This is a genomic window from Neptuniibacter sp. QD34_54 (assembly GCF_047778055.1).
Classification (GTDB): domain Bacteria; phylum Pseudomonadota; class Gammaproteobacteria; order Pseudomonadales; family Balneatricaceae; genus Neptuniibacter.
Genome location: NZ_CP180546.1, coordinates 350,653 through 364,962, shown reverse-complemented (window position 1 = coordinate 364,962; position 14,310 = coordinate 350,653). Strand labels below are relative to the sequence as shown.

The 14,310-nt window shown below is 45.5% G+C and carries 14 protein-coding genes; 4 read left to right on the top strand and 10 right to left on the bottom strand.

What is annotated here, in order from left to right; translation table 11 throughout:
- The 6 genes from ribBA to ACMXYP_RS01540 form a co-directional block, all read right to left on the bottom strand.
- Complete coding sequence (gene ribBA / locus ACMXYP_RS01565) at positions 1-1,119, bottom strand: bifunctional 3,4-dihydroxy-2-butanone-4-phosphate synthase/GTP cyclohydrolase II (RefSeq protein ID WP_415883261.1); 1,119 nt, start codon at positions 1,117-1,119, stop codon at positions 1-3.
- A gap of 16 nt (positions 1,120-1,135) precedes the next feature.
- The gene (locus ACMXYP_RS01560) at positions 1,136-1,804 is read right to left on the bottom strand and encodes a riboflavin synthase (protein ID WP_415883260.1); all 669 of its coding nucleotides are present in this window, start codon (positions 1,802-1,804) and stop codon (positions 1,136-1,138) included.
- Positions 1,805-2,944, bottom strand: coding sequence for a bifunctional diaminohydroxyphosphoribosylaminopyrimidine deaminase/5-amino-6-(5-phosphoribosylamino)uracil reductase RibD (gene ribD / locus ACMXYP_RS01555; RefSeq protein WP_415883259.1), 1,140 nt, complete (start codon positions 2,942-2,944; stop codon positions 1,805-1,807).
- Positions 2,941-3,417: a transcriptional regulator NrdR gene (nrdR, locus tag ACMXYP_RS01550; protein ID WP_415883258.1), complete on the bottom strand. Its 477-nt coding sequence runs from the start codon at positions 3,415-3,417 to the stop codon at positions 2,941-2,943. The genes ribD and nrdR overlap by 4 nt, the downstream gene beginning before the upstream one ends.
- Before the next feature lie 126 nt (positions 3,418-3,543).
- Entirely contained in the window at positions 3,544-4,800 is a 1,257-nt protein-coding gene (gene glyA / locus ACMXYP_RS01545; RefSeq protein ID WP_415883257.1) for a serine hydroxymethyltransferase, read from the bottom strand.
- Positions 4,801-5,025: 225 nt separating this feature from the next.
- Positions 5,026-5,442 carry an Hsp20/alpha crystallin family protein gene (locus ACMXYP_RS01540; RefSeq protein ID WP_415883256.1) on the bottom strand — a complete coding sequence of 139 codons (417 nt, stop codon included), beginning with the start codon at positions 5,440-5,442 and terminating at the stop codon, positions 5,026-5,028.
- 177 nt (positions 5,443-5,619) lie between these two features.
- Here ACMXYP_RS01540 and ettA point away from each other — a divergent pair, with 177 nt between their 5' ends.
- Complete coding sequence (gene ettA, locus ACMXYP_RS01535) at positions 5,620-7,284, top strand: energy-dependent translational throttle protein EttA (RefSeq protein WP_415883255.1); 1,665 nt, start codon at positions 5,620-5,622, stop codon at positions 7,282-7,284.
- Positions 7,285-7,339: 55 nt separating this feature from the next.
- Here ettA and ACMXYP_RS01530 read toward each other — a convergent pair whose 3' ends face one another.
- A complete protein-coding gene (locus ACMXYP_RS01530; protein WP_415883254.1) occupies positions 7,340-8,434 on the bottom strand; it encodes a diguanylate cyclase in 1,095 nt (364 codons plus the stop codon).
- 218 nt (positions 8,435-8,652) lie between these two features.
- Between ACMXYP_RS01530 and ACMXYP_RS01525 the strand changes: the two genes are divergently transcribed.
- The gene (locus tag ACMXYP_RS01525) at positions 8,653-9,024 is read left to right on the top strand and encodes a PilZ domain-containing protein (protein ID WP_415883253.1); all 372 of its coding nucleotides are present in this window, start codon (positions 8,653-8,655) and stop codon (positions 9,022-9,024) included.
- On the opposite strand, the gene radA is transcribed toward ACMXYP_RS01525, so the two are convergent.
- A complete protein-coding gene (gene radA / locus ACMXYP_RS01520) occupies positions 9,025-10,404 on the bottom strand; it encodes a DNA repair protein RadA (RefSeq protein ID WP_415883252.1) in 1,380 nt (459 codons plus the stop codon). It lies immediately after the preceding gene.
- Between the two features lie 146 nt (positions 10,405-10,550).
- Here radA and ACMXYP_RS01515 point away from each other — a divergent pair, with 146 nt between their 5' ends.
- Positions 10,551-11,828, top strand: a complete 1,278-nt coding sequence (locus tag ACMXYP_RS01515; RefSeq protein WP_415883251.1) for an O-acetylhomoserine aminocarboxypropyltransferase/cysteine synthase family protein — start codon at positions 10,551-10,553, stop codon at positions 11,826-11,828.
- Between the two features lie 73 nt (positions 11,829-11,901).
- Here ACMXYP_RS01515 and can read toward each other — a convergent pair whose 3' ends face one another.
- Together can and hemE are read right to left on the bottom strand one after the other, a co-directional pair.
- Positions 11,902-12,630 (bottom strand): carbonate dehydratase, encoded by a 729-nt coding sequence (gene can / locus ACMXYP_RS01510; RefSeq protein WP_415883250.1) that lies wholly within the window; start codon positions 12,628-12,630, stop codon positions 11,902-11,904.
- A gap of 55 nt (positions 12,631-12,685) precedes the next feature.
- Positions 12,686-13,753 (bottom strand): uroporphyrinogen decarboxylase, encoded by a 1,068-nt coding sequence (hemE, locus tag ACMXYP_RS01505; protein ID WP_415883249.1) that lies wholly within the window; start codon positions 13,751-13,753, stop codon positions 12,686-12,688.
- 110 nt (positions 13,754-13,863) lie between these two features.
- Between hemE and ACMXYP_RS01500 the strand changes: the two genes are divergently transcribed.
- Positions 13,864-14,298, top strand: coding sequence for a hypothetical protein (locus ACMXYP_RS01500; protein ID WP_415883248.1), 435 nt, complete (start codon positions 13,864-13,866; stop codon positions 14,296-14,298).
- Positions 14,299-14,310: the final 12 nt, after the last annotated feature.

Below are 14,310 nucleotides of genomic sequence, written 5' to 3'. Positions count from 1 at the left end.
TTATTCTTCACAAGGAATATATTCTTCGATCTCCAGATCAAAACCAGAGATCGCATTAAACTTCATTGGAGAACTAAGTAGGTTCATTTTACCTACACCTAGGTCTCGCAAGATTTGTGAACCAGTACCTACCGTTAGGTAAGCACCTGATGCACTAACATTAATTTTGGATTTCTGACGACCGTTGATCATCAGATCCGTCGCATCGCTTAGATCGATACGGTCACCCGTATCAAGTAGAAGCACAACACCTTGTCCCTCTTTAGCAACACGCTCCAATGCTTTACGCATAGTCCATTTCGGCTCATCGCCAGGTGCTACCGCACCGACTACATCACGTAGTACCTCTGTACGGCTATGAACACGCACATACGCTGGCTCATCAGCTTTCAGCTCACCTAACGTCATCGCTAGATGCGTGCAGTTTTGGATTTCGTCACGGTAAGTGATGTAGTTAAAATCACCGTACTCAGTAGACATCACGCCTTCGGATTCACGTGCAACTGTATGCTCATTAGCAGTACGGTAGTGAATTAGATCTGCAATTGTACCGATCTTAAGATTGTGCTTTTCCGCAAACTCTTCCAGATCAGGACGACGCGCCATAGTGCCGTCATCATTCATAATTTCAACGATCGCAGCCGCTGGCGTAAAACCTGCCAAACGCGCTAGATCACAACCCGCTTCAGTATGACCTGCACGGCTTAACACACCACCCGGCTGCGCCATAAGTGGGAAGATATGACCCGGCTGAACAATATCTTCTGCCTTCGCATCTGCTTTTACGGCTGTACGTACAGTCAAAGCACGGTCAGCAGCAGAGATACCTGTCGTTACACCTTCCGCCGCTTCAATAGACATCGTAAAGTTAGTTGAGAACTGAGCACCATTGCTCTGTACCATCAGAGGTAAGTTCAACTGCTCACAACGCTCACGCGTCAACGTTAGGCAAATAAGGCCTCGAGCGTGAGTCGCCATAAAGTTAATATCATCAGGGCGAACCATCTCTGCAGCAATTACAAGATCGCCTTCATTCTCGCGATCTTCATCATCCATCAGGATGACCATTTTTCCCTGACGAATATCTTCAATCAATTCTTGCGGGGTATTTAATTTCATTAACTTCGTACCGTCGTTAGCGGTTAAAACCGTGAGCAATTAAGGTGTCCATTGTCAGACCCTGTTCGCTCTGTTCATTATTATCAGTTGTTTGACCATGACCAATTAAGCGCTCCAGATAGCGAGCGATGATATCCACTTCCAAATGAACCTGTCGTCCTGTGACATATTCAGTCATGATCGTTTCTTGTGCCGTGTGAGGCACAATATTCAATTCAAAGCAGTCACCGTCAAGGGCATTTACCGTCAAACTAATACCATCAACCGTCACCGAGCCTTTCGCAGCTAAATAACGTTGAATCGCAGCAGGCGCTTTAACACTAAAGCGAATAGAACGAGCATCTTCACTACGCGATACTATTTCACCTATACCATCGACATGGCCAGTGACAATATGACCACCTAAGCGACTGGTTGGCATCAATGCCTTTTCCAGATTCACTCGCTCTCCAATCGCTAAAGTATGGAAACGCGTATAAGCTAATGTTTCTCGAGAAACATCAGCAATAAAGCCATCACCGGGCAATTCTACTGCGGTTAAGCAAACACCATTAGTGGCGATGCTATCACCCAGTTTAACGTCCGCCAGATCCAACTGACCTGTGCGAACATATAAGCGCATATCACCCGCTTGCTCTTCAATCGCTGCAATCGTACCTACAGCTTCAATAATACCGGTGAACATCTATGCATTTTCTCCATATTGAGGCTGTAAGATCAGCTTTAGATCATCACCCAACATGCGGCTATCTAACATCTGCAGCTCTACCTGCTCTGACATTTTAGTTAAGGGTAGCTCAAATAGTGGCTTAGCCTGACTTCCTAACAACTTCATCGCCATATAAACATGAAGTTCATCAGCCAATTTCTGCTCTACAAACGCACCGGCCAACACAGAACCAGTCTCAACAAGCAGATCGTTACACTGCTCTTCAGACGCCAGCCAACGTAACAAAGGCAATAAAGCCACACGGCCATTTTCAGCGGGCATCACTCGAACTTCTGCACCTGCGTCCTTAAGTTTGTTCTGCGCTATTGTATCATCAGAACAAGTAACAATAAGCGTTCGCCCCGGCTGCTTAAGAATGGAAGCAGTCAGCGGCATCTGTAGACGACTATCCAAAACAACGCGTAATGGCTGTTTCTGTACGACATCCGCAACATTAGGAAGATTTAACTGCGCTTCGCGAACCGTCAGTGCTGAGTCATCTTGTAGAATGGAGCCTATACCGGTCAGAATCACTGACGATTGAGCGCGCAATTTCTGTACATCACCACGTGCAGCAGGACCAGTAATCCACTTGGATTCACCTGAAGCCATCGCTGTTCGACCATCAAGGCTGATCGCAGATTTAACCCTAACAAAAGGTAAACCCGTCTCCATACGCTTGATAAAACCGGGGTTCAACGCTCGAGCTGATTCTTCAAGTAAACCCGATGTAGCTTCAATACCTGCTTCACGGAGCATAGTCATACCACGACCAGCAACCTGAGGGTTTGGATCAACCATCGCGGCAACAACTCGCGTCACGCCAGCGTTGATTAATGCCTCAGAACAAGGCGGAGTACGACCATAATGGCTACAAGGCTCTAGGGTTACATACGCTGTCGCCCCTTTCGCTTCTTCACCCGCAGCACGAAGTGCATTCACCTCGGCATGGCCTTCACCTGCGCGATAGTGAAACCCTTCACCCACGATATTGCCCTGTTTAACTAGCACACAGCCAACACGCGGGTTAGGTTGCGTGGTATATAGCCCCTCTTTCGCCAACTGAATGGCGCGGGCCATATATTCGCGATCAGAGACAGACCAAGTCGCACTCACTTAGTAGCACCCTCGGTATCATGCTCTTCCGATAAGCGTTCGATCTCAGCTTTAAACTCATTAATATCTTGAAAACTACGATACACTGAAGCAAAACGTACATAAGCAACTTCATCGAGTTTGCGTAGTTCGGCCATCACCTCTTCACCAATCTGGCGTGAAGGCAGCTCGCGCTCACCTGTCGCACGTAGACGATGTTTAATACGGTTAATACACGCTTCAAACTCTTCGATAGAAACGGGACGTTTTTCTAAAGCTCGATGAATACCTGCACGGAGCTTTTCATCGTCAAATGGTTGGCGAGAGCCATCAGCCTTAATTAGGCGTGGCATCAGCAGTTCTGCTGCTTCGTAGGTGGTAAAGCGCTCATTACAGTTAATACACTCGCGACGTCGACGCACCTGCTGACCTTCGGCCACCAGTCGAGAATCAACCACTTTGGTTTCATTGGCATGACAAAAAGGACAATGCATCAACTTTTCCTGTGTAAAGAGCGTTTATCTTCTCTGAGCTTAGTCTGAGAACAAAAAAGGGCGACCTTTTGGGTCGCCCGGAGATTGTACATTTTTCCGACTATAACTTACAGCCGGAACCCTGTTTTACTTGTATACAGGGAAACGTGCGCAGATCTCTTTAACTTGAGATTTAACACGTGCGATCACATCATCGTTGTTGATGTCATCTAGAATGTCGCAGATCCAGTTTGTTAGCTCTGTAACTTCTGCTTCTTTGAAACCACGGCGTGTTACAGCTGGCGTACCGATACGTAGACCAGATGTTACAAACGGAGAACGTGGATCGTTTGGAACAGAGTTTTTGTTTACAGTGATGTTGGCACGACCTAGCGCTGCATCAGCATCTTTACCTGTAAATTCCTTGTCGATCATATCAACAAGGAATAGGTGATCATCAGTACCTTCAGAAACGATCTTAATACCGCGTTTCATGAAAGTTTCAGCCATCGCCTGAGCGTTTTTAACAACCTGAGCTTGGTACTCTTTCCACTCTGGATCCATAGCCTCTTTGAAGCAAACCGCTTTACCAGCGATTACGTGCATCAATGGGCCGCCCTGAGATTCTGGGAATACAGCGAAGTTAAGTTTCTTCTGCAGATCTTCATCAGCATTTGCAGATAGGATCAAACCACCGCGTGGGCCACCTAGTGTTTTGTGAGTTGTTGTTGTAACAACGTCAGCAACACCGATTGGAGATGGGTAAACGCCTGCAGCAACAAGACCTGCGATGTGCGCCATATCAACAAATAGGAACGCGCCTACTTTGTCTGCAATATCGCGGAAACGCTGCCAATCAACAACACGTGAGTATGCAGAGAAACCTGCAACAATCATTTTTGGCTTGTGTTCTTCAGCTAGACGCTCAACTTCAGCGTAATCGATCTCACCCGTTTCTGGGTTTAGACCGTACTGAACCGCATTGTAAATACGACCAGAGAAAGAAACCGCAGCACCGTGAGTCAAGTGACCACCGTGAGCAAGGCTCATACCTAGAACAGTATCGCCTGGCTGACAAAGCGCCATGTAAACAGCAGCGTTAGCTTGAGAACCAGAATGAGGCTGAACGTTTGCGTAAGTCGCACCGAACAATTCTTTAGCACGATCAATCGCTAGCTGCTCAACAACATCTACGTGTTCACAACCACCGTAGTAACGCTTGTTAGGGTAACCTTCAGCGTATTTGTTAGTCAGCGCAGAACCCTGAGCTTCCATAACGCGAGGGCTAGTGTAGTTTTCAGACGCAATCAGTTCGATGTGCTCTTCCTGACGTACAGTTTCAGCCTGCATTGCAGACCATAGATCCGCGTCGAAATCAGCGATAGTCATATCTTTGCTAAACATTGGAGTTTCTGTCCCCTGAATACAATGTGAACCCTGTTCAGCTGCAATAACAACGGCAAAGCCGCCAGAACATTCCAGCGTAGAACCATTTGGGAATTGGGAAAGCGCGTATTATAGCGAAACATTTCCGCGGATACACTTGAATCATCCGCAAAACTGCTTCAATTTTATTCAATAAAAAGAGCTCAGGGGCTCCCCCAAGCTCTTTTTACAATCGGAATAGGATCATTCGACTTTTACATTCGCCGTTTTAGCAGCGCCCGGGTCTGGCTTGGGCAAATTGACTTCCAACACTCCATTATCAAATTTCGCTGTAATTTTATCTGGATCAACACTATCACCAACCGATAACCGTCTTAAAAATTGTCCGAAATGACGCTCCTGACGAATTATTTTCCCTTCTTTTTCTTCCTTATCCTCTGTTTTAGTTTCAGCCTTAATCGTTAACAAACCATGCTCCAAACTTACCTGTACATCCTCTTTTTTCACCCCAGGTAAATCAGCCTTTATACAATACCCGGTATCAGATTCATGAATATCTATAGCAGGCACTTTATCATCACCGCTTGTAGTCACTGGAACAAAGAAACGATTCAAGAAAGCATCATCAAAAAGGCTGTTAAATCTTGATAGTTCACCCATGATCACTCTCCTCTATTATGTGGTTACTTTCTATACAGCAGATTCGTAATCTCAGTTTAGAAAGCCCTTCGACTCTCGCCAGTACAAAAATTGATCAGGATCAAGATAGATATTAATTGCCAATTTCCGGTAAAATCGGGAGCATTAATTATTTAACAAATAAGAGTTGAACCCTTCATGGCTCAATACGTTTATTCAATGAACCGCGTTGGCAAAATCGTTCCGCCAAAGCGTGAAATCCTGAAAGATATCTCTCTTTCTTTTTTCCCAGGTGCCAAAATCGGCGTATTGGGTCTGAACGGTGCAGGTAAATCTACCCTGCTAAAAATCATGGCTGGCTTAGATACCGACATCATCGGTGAAGCTCGCCCTATGCCTGGCATCAACGTTGGTTACCTACCTCAGGAACCAGAACTAGACGAAACAAAAACCGTTCGCGAAATCGTTGAAGAGTCAGTTGCTGATGTAAAAGAAGCGTTAGATGGCCTAGAAGCTGTTTATGCAGCTTACGCAGAACCAGATGCAGACTTTGATGAATTAGCTAAGCAACAAGCTGAATTCGAAAATTTGATCCAAGCGAAAGATGGTCACAATCTTGAAACAGCACTGGAACGTGCTGCTGATGCGATGCGTCTTCCTGCTTGGGATGCAGAAGTTAAGCACCTATCCGGTGGTGAACGTCGTCGTGTAGCGCTATGCCGTTTACTGTTAGATAAGCCAGACATGCTGCTTCTAGATGAACCGACTAACCACTTGGATGCAGAATCTGTAGCTTGGATCGAGCGCTTCCTTCAGGAATACCCAGGTACCGTTGTGGCGATTACCCACGACCGTTACTTCCTAGATAACGCTGCGGGTTGGATTTTGGAACTAGACCGTGGTCGCGGCATTCCATACGAAGGTAACTACTCTTCTTGGCTAGAGCAGAAAGAAGCTCGCCTAGAACAAGAAGCGAAGCAGGAAGCGGCTCACCGTAAATCTGTTTCTGCCGAACTTGAGTGGGTACGTCAAGGCTCTAAAGGCCGTCAGTCAAAATCCAAAGCGCGTCTTAAGCAGTTCGAAGAGATGAACTCCAAAGAGTTCCAATCTCGTAATGAAACACAGGAAATCTACATTCCACCAGGACCACGTCTTGGCGACAAAGTTATCGATGCGAACGGTATATCTAAAGCTTATGGCGACAAAGTCCTGTTTGAAGACCTAAGTTTCTCGATTCCACAGGGTGCTATCGTTGGTATCATCGGTGGTAACGGCGCAGGTAAATCTACGCTATTCCGCATGATCGCAGGTGAAGAGCAGCCAGATTCTGGTGAGATCGAAATCGGTTCTACTGTACAGTTAGCTTACGTTAACCAGTCTCGTGATCTAAACGGCGACAAAACAGTGTTTGAAGAACTATCTGATGGTCAGGACATGATCACAGTAGGTAACTACACGACGCCTTCACGCTCTTACTGTGGACGCTTTAACTTCAAAGGCGGCGATCAGCAGAAGTTCGTTAAAGATCTTTCTGGTGGTGAGCGTAACCGTCTGCATATGGCGAAACTGCTTAAAGAAGGCGGCAACGTTCTGCTATTGGACGAACCAACCAACGACCTTGATATCGAAACACTACGTGCCCTTGAGGAAGCTCTTCTAGCCTTCCCAGGTTGTGCGGTAGTTATTTCCCACGACCGTTGGTTCCTTGACCGTATCTGTACTCACATGCTGGCATACGAAGGTGACTCACACGTAGAGTTCTTCGAAGGCAACTACACTGAGTACCAAGCTGATTACAAACGCCGCTACGGCAAAGAACATCAGCCAGAACGTATCAAGTACAAGCGTATTGCGGACCTATAATCCCTATACTTATAAAAAAGCCGGGCAGTGCCCGGCTTTTTTTGTTCTTAAACAATTAGTCCGCAATATTTACTTTATCCCGCCCGGTATCTTTAGCGCTGTATAAGGCGTCATCGGAACGTTGTAATATTGAATCCACATTATCTTCAGCTTTCAAGCTGGCAACACCGATACTAGTAGTAAAGCCAATTCGTTCTCCTGAAGGGGTTTTTACTTGTTCATCATGACAACCCACGCGGATCTGTTCAGCCACTTCAACAGCTTGATTGGTATCTAAACCGGGAAGCACCATTAAGAACTCTTCACCACCGTATCGACAAACTAAATCCAATCGCTTGCGAGCAGATTTTCGCATCACTTTAGCAAAACGCTGTAGCACGATATCACCTGCGGCATGACCGTAGGTATCGTTAAAGCTCTTGAACTTATCTAGATCAAACAACAGAACACTCAGCGGCTTACCCTGATCTCTCATCAATTTGATATCGCCACTTAACTGCTCCATCGCCTGCCGTCTATTTGCCAAACCAGTAAGGGGATCTCGTGTCGCTTGTCGATAAAGGCCCAACAACATGTTCAGTTGATTCACAGCCGCCCAACACGCAATTAAGCCCAATACAGCCAACAACCAGAGACTGTTAATCCCATCAATGGTACCAGCCAAGCCGCGGAACAATTGAGTTAGATACTCAACAAGCAAAAGAGCAACGGCATAACACAGCGCCTCCAATATAGACAAAGGAAAAACAGCCATCATGGTCATGATCATAAAAGGAAAGAAATGATAACCTGCCACAGTAAACTCGTAACCATGGGCAATTAACATGGAGCTTGAGGCACACTGAAAAGCAGACAAAATGACGACTAGTAAAGCAAGTCTTAACTTCGCTAAACGCATGCTGTAGCGCTTATATCCCCACAGAGCCAAGCCCACACAGGCAAGCGCCGTTAGACCACGAGCATATGCGATTGAGAGCAGCATATCCTCGGGCAATAGCAAATAATCCACCAGCAACCAAGCAGGCTGAATCAAGGCGAGTAAGAGGGAGATAATCCGAATACGACGAAAAAGAAAATGACTGCGAGTTTGGTTGAAATATCGAGAATGCCTACGACCGCTGGAGACATCCAAAAGCGCTTCTAACAACATATTAATTCTTACAACTTTGTTTTTATTCTTGTTATATCACTTAGCCTGTCCGACTTAGTTTAGTCCAAATGCACAAGCTCAGCTTTAGAGATCAAATTATGATAAAGCCCTTTCGTTTTCAAGGGTTATATTAACGATTACAACTTGACCACAATTTTTTTTGCAGTAATGTCTATAATTATATGAGTTAAATACACTTTTCCTTGGGAAGAATTGCTGTGACCACATCAGATACTGAACGCCGTCGTTTTACCCGTATCAACTTTGATGCTCAGACTGAATTGAAACGCGATAACGAAACTTGGGACGCAACCCTAGTGGATATATCTTTTAATGGTATTCTTGTGAAAAGTGAGCAGGCACTGGCACTACAAAAAGGAGATGAGGTTCAAGCAGTCATCCATCTTCTAGGTGATGATATCGCTATCCGCACACCTGCAACACTCGCCCACCAACAAGACAATGAATACGGTTTTCTAATAGAGAATCTGGATCTTGATTCATTAACTCTATTACGCCGCCTAGTCGAACTTAACTTAGGCGACGAAACATTGTTGGAACGCGAACTAGATCATTTTTTTGAAGACTAACTAGAGCGCCTCTAAGGCCTCTGTCAGCTTAGTAACTGCCACAATATCCATACCTTGAAGCTGCTCTTTAGGGACGTTTCCTTTAGGAACAATTGCACGTTTAAACCCATGCTTAGCCGCTTCTCGGATTCTTTCCTGTCCATTCGGTACAGGCCTAATTTCGCCAGACAAACCGACCTCCCCAAATACCATTAAGTCATGCGGTAAAGATTGATCACGGAAGCTGGACACAACCGCCAATAACAATGCCAAGTCGGCACTGGTTTCTAGTACCTTCACGCCACCTACAACGTTGACAAAGACATCTTGGTCACCCGTCATAATGCCGCCATGACGATGCAACACTGCAAGTAACATAGCCATTCGGTTTTGCTCCAAACCTACAGCGACGCGACGCGGGTTATTCATGTGGGATTGATCAACTAGCGCCTGAATCTCTACCAATAGGGGGCGAGTCCCTTCCCAAACCACCATCACAACGCTACCGGGGCTCGGACCTTCTTCACGGCTAAGAAATATTGAACTTGGATTTTTAACTTCCTTTAGGCCGTTTTCGAGCATGGCGAAAACACCCAATTCATTCACTGCACCAAAACGGTTTTTATGCGAGCGCAAGGTTCTAAAACGAGAATCAGACGACCCCTCAAGCTGAAGGGAACAGTCAATCATATGCTCCAAAACTTTCGGCCCAGCCAAAGAACCGTCTTTAGTAACATGGCCGACAAGGAACAAAACTGTGCCTGTCTGTTTTGCATAGCGAGTTAGGTACGCAGCTGATTCCCTTACCTGAGATACAGAGCCCGGAGCTGATTGAACATCAGCCATGTGCATCACTTGGATAGAATCAATAACCATCACTTTCGGTTTTAGCTGTTGAGCGGTGTTACAGATTTCTTCAACGCTAGTTTCAGAGAGCATTTTTAATTGCGCGGTTGGCAAACCTAAACGGCTAGCGCGCATCGCCACCTGCTGTAAAGATTCCTCACCCGTGACATAAAGTGCAGGCATCTGTTCAGCCAAAAAACACATCGTCTGTAACAACAAAGTACTTTTACCGGCACCTGGATGACCACCCATCAAAACTGCAGACCCAGGAACCAAACCACCACCAAGCACTCGATCCAGCTCGCCTGCGCCGGAAGTAAAGCGCGGCATCTCCTCTAACGCTACTTCAGAGAGATTAACCACCTTATCTTTACCAGCACCACCAGCATAACCATCAAAACGCACATTACGCGCTTCGTTCGTAGCGGTCTTCGCAGTCGCTAAACGTACCTCGGTTAAGGTATTCCAAGCATTACAGGCGGTACACTGCCCTTGCCACTTAGTGTAATCGGCTCCACAGTCATTACATACGTAGGCTGTTTTTTGGCGTGCCATCACTCTCTCCAAAGCTTTATCTATAAGTAAGAATTCTACCCAACACTCTGCTTATAACCTATAGATCTTTTCTTATTTTATGATTGCTCTACAATCAGACTCCTATATAAGAACAAGGGTAAACCCCTACATCACAGGAGATGTATATGAAGCTGGAAACAATTGCCGTTCACGGTGGCTACTCCCCAGACCCAACAACCAAAGCGGTTGCGGTTCCGATCTATCAAACTACATCTTATGCTTTTGATGATGCTCAGCATGGTGCTGACCTTTTCGACCTTAAAGTCGAAGGGAATATTTATACCCGCATCATGAACCCAACGACTGACGTACTTGAAAAGCGCCTTGCAGAAATGGAGGGCGGCATCGCTGCTCTTGCTGTGGCGTCAGGTATGGCAGCAATCACTTACGCGATTCAAACAATTGCAGCGACTGGAGACAATATTATCTCCACCAGCGAATTGTACGGTGGTACCTACAATCTGTTTGCTCACACCCTACCGCACCAAGGGATCGAAGTTCGTTTTGCTAATAAAGATGACGTTAGCGAAATAGAGAGCAAAATCGATGCAAACACTAAAGCGCTTTTCTGTGAATCTGTGGGTAACCCATCAGGCGGCATCGCTGATATTGAAAAGCTAGCGGATGTAGCACACCGTAATGGCATCCCGCTGATTGTGGATAACACAGTACCAAGCCCAGCTATGTGGCGCCCCATCGAGCACGGTGCCGACATCGTTGTTCACTCAGTGACTAAGTATATTGGCGGACACGGGAACTCTATTGGTGGCGTGGTTATCGATTCGGGTAAATTCCCGTGGGCTGACAATGCTGAACGTTTCCCTCTGCTAAATACACCTGACGCGTCTTATCATGGTGTTGTCTATACCGAAGCCCTTGGCCCAGCCGCTTATATTGGTCGCTGTCGTGTAGTACCACTTCGCAACACCGGCGCCGCTATTTCTCCTATGAATGCCTTCATGATCCTACAAGGCCTAGAAACTCTGGCCCTACGTATGGAGCGCATCAATGAAAACAGCGCAAAAATTGCTAACTTCCTAGAGCAACATGATCAGGTTAGTTGGGTGAAGTATGCAGGCCTTGAAAGCCATAAAGACTACGATCTTGCTCAGAAATATCTGAACGGGCAAGCATCCGGCATTATCAGTTTCGGTCTAAAAGCAGGCAGAGCAGCCACAGCACCGTTCTATGATGCTCTGCAGATTTTCACTCGACTAGTAAACATTGGTGACTGTAAATCTCTTGCAGCCATCCCCGCTGAAACAACACACCGTCAGCTCAATGATGAGGAACTTGCATCAGCTGGCGTATCACCTGAGATGGTTCGTTTATCGATAGGTATTGAACATTCTGATGATCTGATTGCAGATCTAGAACAAGCACTCGCTGCCGTGAATAAGTAACACCTTATTTTGAAAAAAAGTTGATGCAAAAAAGGCCGCTAAATAAGCGGCCTTTTTCTTATCCAAGCAGAACTTAATTAAATATAGATTTAACTTTATTCCACATGGTACGTGCATTTTCTTCTGGTGCCTCAGGGGACTGAGCTAGCTCACGCAGTTTATGCATTTTGTTCATTGCCAGCTGATATTGCCCTGACACATCCTCAGCACTGGATGCATTGAACTCAAGATCATTTACTAGGCCATCTCTTAAACCATAGATCCAACCATGTACGGTTATCTCCTGATCATTAGCCCAAGCTTGCTGTAAAATTGTGGTTTCACAGAGATTCATCGATTGCTCAATCACATTAAGTTCACACAAACGATCCAACTGCTGGTGCGAGTCCTCCCATGTAGACAGGAAGTCTTTATGTTTGTCATAAACACGACGAATATTACGCAGCCAATTATCAATCAGCCCATGGGGTTCATCTTCGATAGAAGCCGCCACACCACCACAACCATAGTGGCCAACAACCATGATGTGCTTAACTTTAAGCACCTCTACCGCGTATTGAACGACTGACAGACAATTCATATCTGTATGAACAACAACGTTTGCAACGTTACGGTGAACAAATAGCTCACCCGGCATCATGCCAACAATTTCGTTCGCAGGAACACGACTGTCAGAACAGCCAATCCACAGATACTCAGGTGATTGCTGTTGCGCTAGTGTTTCAAAAAACTGCGGGTCTTCCTGATTTATCTTTTCCGCCCATTCGCGGTTGCTTTCTAAAAGATGAGTAAGCTTGTTCATTAATCACTCTTATAAACAAAGAGGGGCTTATGCCCCTCTGAAATCCAAATCAAAATTAAGATTGATGATACTTCGCACTTAGTTCGTGTACTGCATCAACAAACGCTTTCGGCTGCGCTGGATCTACAAACTGGTGAATACCATGACCTAGGTTAAATACGTGACCAGAGCCGTTGCCATATTGACCTAGGATGAACTCTACTTCTTGTTCAATACGGTTTGCTGGAGCGTAGAGAACACTTGGATCCATATTACCTTGAAGAGCAACTTTGTCACCCACACGTGCACGTGCATTACCAATATCTGTTGTCCAATCCAGACCTAGCGCATCAGAGCCTGCTTCAGCCATTGCTTCTAACCACTGACCACCATTCTTGGTAAACATGATCACTGGCACTTTACGACCATCATGCTCACGAATTAGACCATCAACAATCTGTTTCATGTACTTAAGCGAGAACTCTTGGTAACAAGGACCACTTAGTGCACCGCCCCAAGTATCAAAAATCTGTACAGCTTGAGCACCAGAGCGGATTTGTTCGTTCAAGTAAGTCGTTACAGACTGTGCAAGCTTATCTAGCAACGCATGCATAATCTCAGGTGTCGCATACATCATCTGTTTAACATGACGGAAGTCTTTACTTGAACCACCTTCAACCATGTAAGTTGCAAGCGTCCATGGACTACCAGAGAAGCCAATCAGCGGCACACGACCGTTTAGCTCGCGACGGATCTCTTTAACCGCATTCATTACGTAATCAAGATCTCTTGCTGCATCTGGTACAGGCAAGTCAGCAACGTCTTTTTCTGTACGGATGATCTTTTTAAAACGTGGGCCTTCACCCACTTCAAAGTAAAGCCCAAGACCCATTGCATCCGGAATTGTCAGGATATCGGAAAACAAAATTGCAGCATCGAGGTCATAACGCTCTAAAGGCTGAATGGTAACTTCACAAGCCAACTCTTTATTTTTGCAAAGGCTTAGAAAATCACCTGCTTTCGCACGAGTCTCACGGTACTCTGGAAGGTAACGACCCGCCTGACGCATCATCCAAACTGGAGTTGCATCTACAGGTTCACGAAGTAATGCACGTAGGAAACGATCGTTTTTCAATTCAGCCATTTGTGTCAGCCACTTATATCTTGTAAATTCGAATTGGTCGCTATTTTAACGATTTTTAACAGGAATTACCTGTGATTCCATCTCTCTTTAACTAACTTTGTGATCTAAGTTTGAAAAAATACTGTCTGTTACTGTTTTTAGTTATTTTGAGTGGTTGCCAATCCCAACCGACTAAGTCCATAAATCTCGCTCCTGCCAAGTTAGCAGTATTTCAAAAAGAGCAAGTTTGGTTAGATACTAGCGCTACCAGCACACACAATGAGCAAACGTTTAATAACAAACTAAAAACAAGATTGGCCTTATATGGCGCTGAAGACATCCGAACATTAGGCTCATCACAATCACCTAAGACGGGGCTGGTTATTCAAAGCCGCATAATTCCGTTAAATGGACAGCAAAGATATCAGATGAGGATCAGCAGGAATCAACGAGAACTGATCTCAGCAGATTACCCTGTCATATTAGCTAACAGCGACCAGTTAGCTATCAATGATTTCTTAAGCAGTATTCACTATAAGATTATCAATGCTGATCAGTATTTTTAGGCAAAAAAAATC

Bases quoted from the DNA above. Each gene is read 5' to 3' on its own strand.
- ACMXYP_RS01530 (WP_415883254.1), bottom strand. From the start codon at position 8,434: ATGTTGTTAGAAGCGCTTTTGGATGTCTCCAGCGGTCGTAGGCATTCT.
- ACMXYP_RS01540 (WP_415883256.1), bottom strand. From the start codon at position 5,442: ATGGGTGAACTATCAAGATTTAACAGCCTTTTTGATGATGCTTTCTTG.
- ettA (WP_415883255.1), top strand. From the start codon at position 5,620: ATGGCTCAATACGTTTATTCAATGAACCGCGTTGGCAAAATCGTTCCG.
- nrdR (WP_415883258.1), bottom strand. From the start codon at position 3,417: ATGCATTGTCCTTTTTGTCATGCCAATGAAACCAAAGTGGTTGATTCT.
- ribBA (WP_415883261.1), bottom strand. From the start codon at position 1,119: ATGAAATTAAATACCCCGCAAGAATTGATTGAAGATATTCGTCAGGGA.
- hemE (WP_415883249.1), bottom strand. From the start codon at position 13,753: ATGGCTGAATTGAAAAACGATCGTTTCCTACGTGCATTACTTCGTGAA.
- ACMXYP_RS01560 (WP_415883260.1), bottom strand. From the start codon at position 1,804: ATGTTCACCGGTATTATTGAAGCTGTAGGTACGATTGCAGCGATTGAA.
- can (WP_415883250.1), bottom strand. From the start codon at position 12,630: ATGAACAAGCTTACTCATCTTTTAGAAAGCAACCGCGAATGGGCGGAA.
- ACMXYP_RS01515 (WP_415883251.1), top strand. From the start codon at position 10,551: ATGAAGCTGGAAACAATTGCCGTTCACGGTGGCTACTCCCCAGACCCA.
- radA (WP_415883252.1), bottom strand. From the start codon at position 10,404: ATGGCACGCCAAAAAACAGCCTACGTATGTAATGACTGTGGAGCCGAT.
- glyA (WP_415883257.1), bottom strand. From the start codon at position 4,800: ATGTTTAGCAAAGATATGACTATCGCTGATTTCGACGCGGATCTATGG.